Origin of the sequence: Oscillatoria sp. HE19RPO, assembly GCF_024220515.1 — a bacterium.
GTDB lineage: Bacteria > Cyanobacteriota > Cyanobacteriia > Cyanobacteriales > Laspinemataceae > Laspinema.
Genome location: NZ_JAMXOT010000440.1, coordinates 1 through 6007, shown reverse-complemented (window position 1 = coordinate 6007; position 6007 = coordinate 1). Strand labels below are relative to the sequence as shown.

The window sequence follows — 6007 nt, the reverse complement described above, 5'->3', positions numbered from 1 at the left end:
TTGACAAGGGTTCCGGATTTTGTTAAATTATTATCATGGGAAAATGTGCGCACAAAAAAAAGGCATTTCCCCCTTAAAACAACCTTCAATCCAACCCACACACCCCCATCTCTGTAGCGGCGATTCGAGAATCGCCAGTCAGATTATCCGCAATCATTAGACATAGTGCAAAACAACGGATAGATCCCCCCAACCCCCCTTAAGAAGGGGGGCTTTTTAGAATTTTGCAAAAAGTCTATTGTAGCGGCGATTCGAGAATCGCCCGAAAACTTGTGAAAAAACACCATAAAAATTTCCCCCCTACCGCACCAAACCCCTTGACAAAAATTCCCGATTTTGTTAAATTCTTATCATGGGAAAAGGTGCGCCCAAAAAAAACACCTCCTCACCCTCAAGACAAACTAAACTAATCCACCTCCCCCAATCAACAATGGCAACGTCACCCATTCCCCCAGATGTTGTGATTCCCCGGCAGCAGTATCTCCAAGCAGTACAGCAGGGACTATCTCGCCTAGGGAGTCAACCCCAGAATGTGCTGGTATTTTATGGAAGCGATCGCCTGCGTTGGGGAGTCGGAAAAGCGATCGCAAAGCAAATCAAACCCCAAATTCCTTGCATCTATATTGATGGCATGGAAATTCGCCGCCGCAATCCTGCCACCGATGAACAAGCATTGATTGAGTTACGGCATCAATTGGGAGAAGGGAAAGAAGATTTCAGTTCCTTTGACTTTGCCTTAGTCTATTACTTGTCCCAAAAATCTCCCTATCTGAATATTACTCCCGCCAACTATGCCAAAGGAATGGATCGCGCCGATCGCCTGAGCACAGGTGCAGATTTAGCATCAGCATTTGCTGGCATTGAATTAGAGAAACTGTTGCAGCAAATGGGATTGCCAGAAGTTGGCGCAACCATGCAGCAATTATTGCCAGATTTATGGGGTGAATTGCAGGAAATCGCCAGGGATGGGATGCCGTTGATTACCTTTTTGCTGAAATTAAACTGGTTTTTCCTCAAAAATGCCGATGCATGGCGATGGTGGACAGAAATTGGGTGTCGAGAGTTGCCACCCATGAAAGAGTTTGTTAGTGCCTATGAAATTGTCGAATATTTACCCAAATTATTGGCGAGGGGATTGCAGCAGTCTTGCGATCGCCTGAAGAAACCTCTGGTGATTCTCATCGATGACTATGAGGCATTGGCGGATCAGTCGCTGCATCCGGAGTGGTTGGAAACCCTGATTTCTGAACCGAATCCTTGGGTGTTGTGGGTAATTGTGGCAAGACGACTGCCGCAGTGGATTGAGGGGGGTGAGAGTCTTCCCATCCTGCCGCTAACCGAGGCAGAAAGTCAGGAAGTTTTAACCCATGCGGGAATTACCGGCGATCGCCTGTTGTCAACCATCACCGAGATTTGCCAGGGAACACCTTATTATATGCATCTGTGTGTGAAGCGGTGGCAGAAAATCCAACAGAGGCGATCGCCGCAGGTGGAGGATTTTGCCGGGAAACCCGAGGAATTTCTCACCACAGAAGCAGCAACCTGGGACCCCGAGGAACTGCGAATGCTGCAAATCTTGGCAATTCCCCGTCAGTGGGATCAGGCAAGGTGCGATCGCCTGATGCAACAGCAGCATCTGGAAACTTGGCGGGGACGGTTTGCCGAAGTGATTGCCTCTCCTTATATAGAAGCAGTGGCAGAGGGGAAATGGCGGATACATCCCCTGATGCGGCAATATTTGCTAGAAACCCAACCGCAACCGCAACGGCAAATGCTGCATCAGGGATTATACAAGGAGTTGCGGCAGGAGTATCTCCAGGCGCAAACCCCGCAAGCGGCAATCTTGGCGCTGGATGAGGCATTGGATCAAGCAATAGACAGCAGTGATTCCCAGGAGGCGATTGCCTGGGTATTGGCGCAGATGCCGACTCACCAGGAACAGTATCAACATTCGGAAGTGGTGGAGATGTTGCGATCGCTAGTGAAGCGGTTGGGGGAAACGGTTACCGCAACCACTGCCAAGGCACAGATGCTGCTGGGATATTCCTTAGTGGAGTTGGCAGAAACCGAGAAAGCGCTAAGGGAATTAGAAACTGCCAAGGCGCAATATGCGGCAGTGGGATTAGGGGACAGTTTAGAAGCGGCGCGAGTGGAATATGAACTAGCGGGGGTGTATCTTGCTGGCAGTCGCACCTTTGATGCCAAAAAGGTGGCAGTGCGATCGCGGCAGTTGCGCCAACAGCAGTTAGGGAAAGATGCGCCAGAGGTGGCAGAGGTCCTCAACCGCCTAGCGGCGATCGCCTGCGACTGTGGGGAATATCGAGAAGCGGTACTTTGTTGCGATCGCGCCTTAGAAATCCTGACATCCCAACCCCATCTCAACCCCATCCCCCTGGCAACTGTCAAGAAAACCGCAGCATTATTAAAGATTTACAACAACCAACTCGATGATGCAGCACAACTCTGCAAAGAAGCGCGACAGTTAGCAATAGAAGTCGGAGGAGAAAATCATGCGATCGCCATCACGAGTCTGATGATGTTAGGGGGGATTCATGCTCGCATGGGACCCCGTTTATATCGGAAGTCTTTGGCAGAATATCAAGAAGCGCTAACCGCAGCAGAACAGGTATTTGGTCCCAGTCATTTCCACACTTTAGATGTTTTAGAAGCAATGGCAGAATTATGTCGAAAAATGGGACAGCATCAAGCAGCAGATGAGTATGCCGAACGTCATAATGCGTATGTCAAAGTTGGGGAGTCAGAGGTAACTCCGGAATTGGCGGTGCGATTGAATAATATTGGTATGACGCTTTATAAGAAAGCAGAATATGGCAAAGCGGAACCGTTATGGAAACAAGCGCTGAATATTCGGTGCAAACTCCTCGGAAATGAGCATTTGGATACTGCTGATAGTCTCAATAACTTAGCCGGATTGTACACTTCCCAGGGACGATATGCAGAGGCGGAACCGCTTTTACTGCAAAACCTAAATATTCGCCGCAAACTCCTCGGAAATGAGCATCCGGATACTGCGTTGAGTCTCAATAATTTGGCAGGGTTGTACAATTACCAGGGACAGTATGCTGAGGCAGAACCGCTTTTCTTGCAGGCACTGAATATTTGGCGCAAGGTTCTCGGAGATGAGCATCCGGATGCTGCTAGCAGTCTCCATAATTTGGCACTATTGTACAAATCCCAGAAAAAGTATGCAGAGGCGGAACCGCTTTTTATGCAAGCGTTGAATATTGAGCGCAAAGTCTTCGGAGATGAGCATCCGCATACTGCTAATAGTCTCAATAGTTTGGCCGCATTGTACCGTTCCCAGGGACGGTATGCAGAGGCGGAAGAACGTTACAAGGAAGCACTGGATATTCGGCGTAAAGTCCTTAGTGATGAGCATCCGGATACTGCTAATAGTCTCAATAATTTGGCACTATTCTACAAATCCCAGGGACGGTATGCCGAGGCGGAACCGCTTTATCTGCAAGCGCTCAATATTTGTCGCCAAGTCCTTGGTGATGAGCATCCGAATACTAAGAAAACGGTAAAAAATCTCCAGGAGTTGCGGGATAAGCGCAATTCTTAATTTGAGGGAATCATTGTTCGGTTTGTCCAGAAAAATGCGGCAGCAATTAACCGCGAGGGTGCGTCAGCGTAAGTTTATCCCGGAGGGGGTGTCAGTGCCACAACTTATTTCATTTGCCAACACTCTATCTGACACCCCCTCCAGCAGATTGGGGGGAATTTGATGCCTGGGGATGCCTTTTTTTGGCCGCACCTTCTCCCACAATAACAATTTACCAAAAATCCCCAACCTTGTCAACAGGTTTCCGCAAATTTGTAGAAACCCTGATTCCGGATAACCATCGGCAAAACCCACCTAATTTCCGCAGCGACAACCGGCGGGGGTTCAAACCCCCGCCTCATAGCTAAAGTCGGTTAAAACCGACTAAAATATCGAGATTTTTGGATTGGCATTCCAACTATTGAAGCGAATTTGATGCCGGGAAATGCCTTTTTTGGGGCGCATCTTTTCCCAGAATAACAACCTACCAAAAATTCCCAACCTTGTCAACAGGTTGCCGCAAATTTGTAAAAACCCTTATCCCCCATCCCATCCCAAAAACCAACCCATTAAAAATCATCCCCCCAGTCGGTTTTAACCGACTTTAGCTATTAGAACCCCCGCCGGTTGTCGCCACCAACCCACAAACCCCCCATCGCCTCCCTCCCGATTATGCTAAAATTAAATCCAACTCTACCCAATCCCCGCTTTAAAACTCATGAAATTCAAACTAGGGTGTACGCTCAATTATAATGTTGAGTCCCTGAGTACCTTTGTCTTTAATATCCGCGTTGTCGAAACCGATTGTCAGAAAATCCTCACAGAACAATTAATCATCGACCCGGATATTCGCATCGATGAATATGTTACCCCCATCGTGGAAAACCGCTATTTCCGCGTGAATGTCCCTGGTGGTACAAATTTGAATGTTTTCTATCAGGCAACGGTGGAAATGACGCATTTTTATGGGGATGCCAATACCATTGCTGAAGTGCAACCGGCAGATTTACCCGTCGAGACGTTCCACTATCTTTATCCGAGTCGCTATTGCGAATCCGATCGCCTGAGTAATTTGGCCCTTTCTGAGTTTGGAGACTTGACAACCGGATATTCTCGGGTGACGGCGATTTGTAATTGGATTTATGAAAAAGTGATTTATGAGTATGGGACAAGCAATCCCCATACTTCGGCATTTGATACAGCAACGGAACGGATTGGGGTTTGTCGGGATTTTGCTCATTTGGCGATCGCCTTTTGTCGTGCCTTGAATATTCCAGCGCGATGTGTGGCAGGATATGCTTATGGGTTACAACCGCCTGATTTTCATGCTTGTTTTGAGGCATATTTGGGAGGACGTTGGTATCTGTTTGATGCCACAAGGTTAGCACCTCAAAATGGCATCGTGAGGATTGGAACGGGACGGGATGCTTCGGATGTTGCCTTTGCGACTATTTTCGGGGATATTAATTTGAATAAGATGGATATTTTTATTGAACATATTCCTGATAAAAATAGTTCAGAGGTTCCGGCATTGACTACGGAGGCGATTTCTATTTCTTGATTGTGATAGAGTCGGAGGAGTAGACTTCTTGCAAAATTCTAAAAAGCCGATTGGCGTTTTTAAGGGTAGGGCTGTTTCCTTGTCAAATTTTCTTTAACCCGTAAGCTTTAGAGTCCAAGGGCTTTTGGCCTGATTTCCTAAGTTGAAACTTAGGAAAAGAAACCACCCCGTCCCTTCGGGACACCCCTCCAAGGGAGGGGAATAAGGCTGTATCCCCGGCCAGATAAAGCGAATGAAACAGTCCTACTACATAAGAGGAGAATAAGCCCAAAAATTCCCAAAAATTCCCAAAAATTCCCCTCCTTTGGAGGGGTGCCCCGAAGGGGCGGGGTGGTAAATTCTAGCTAGTGAGCAGGTATTTATCTATGCGCCATACTCAAAAGTATATGTCTCTTCCCTATAACCCAGCACTGAAGGATCGGGCTAAAGCTTTGCGCCGTTCCGGAAACTTGGCGGAGGTATTGCTATGGAATCAAATTAAACGCAAACAGTTTTTAGGCTTAGATTTTGATCGCCAAAAAATCATCGGTAATTATATTGTTGATTTTTATTGCGCGGAAAAGGCGCTCGTGCTTGAGGTGGACGGTAGCAGTCATGATGATAAGGCTGAATATGATGCCGAACGGGATGCTTTTCTGATAGGTTTAGGGTTAACAGTTGTTCATTTGCGAGATGATGATGTAAAGAAGAATCTAGCAGGGGTTATGGATTTTTTGCGAAGTCATCCAGTGTTGGCTAGTCCAAATCAAGACACCACCCCGTCCCTTCGGGACACCCCTCCCTTGGAGGGGAATCAGCCAACAAATTCCTCTGCTGAAGGGTAGGGCTGTTTCCAGGAATCAGCCCCAAAATTCCCCTCCCTTGGAGGGGAATCAGCCAAC

3 protein-coding genes are annotated in these 6007 nt (G+C 47.5%); all 3 read left to right on the top strand.

Going from position 1 to position 6007, the window contains the following annotated elements:
• The first annotated feature begins 430 nt into the window (after window positions 1-430).
• The 3 genes from NG833_RS29150 to NG833_RS29140 all read left to right on the top strand — a co-directional run bounded on the left by NG833_RS29150 (window position 431) and on the right by NG833_RS29140 (window position 5950).
• On the top strand, window positions 431-3586 hold the full coding sequence (locus tag NG833_RS29150; protein WP_254568765.1) for a tetratricopeptide repeat protein: 3156 nt from the start codon (window positions 431-433) through the stop codon (window positions 3584-3586).
• A gap of 697 nt (window positions 3587-4283) precedes the next feature.
• On the top strand, window positions 4284-5126 hold the full coding sequence (locus NG833_RS29145; RefSeq protein ID WP_254568764.1) for a transglutaminase family protein: 843 nt from the start codon (window positions 4284-4286) through the stop codon (window positions 5124-5126).
• A 365-nt stretch (window positions 5127-5491) separates the two neighbouring features.
• On the top strand, window positions 5492-5950 hold the full coding sequence (locus tag NG833_RS29140) for an endonuclease domain-containing protein (protein WP_254568763.1): 459 nt from the start codon (window positions 5492-5494) through the stop codon (window positions 5948-5950).
• Window positions 5951-6007 lie beyond the last annotated feature (57 nt).

Coding starts and splice junctions, on each gene's coding strand:
- NG833_RS29140 (WP_254568763.1), top strand. CDS start 5,492: ATGCGCCATACTCAAAAGTATATGTCTCTTCCCTATAACCCAGCACTG.
- NG833_RS29145 (WP_254568764.1), top strand. CDS start 4,284: ATGAAATTCAAACTAGGGTGTACGCTCAATTATAATGTTGAGTCCCTG.
- NG833_RS29150 (WP_254568765.1), top strand. CDS start 431: ATGGCAACGTCACCCATTCCCCCAGATGTTGTGATTCCCCGGCAGCAG.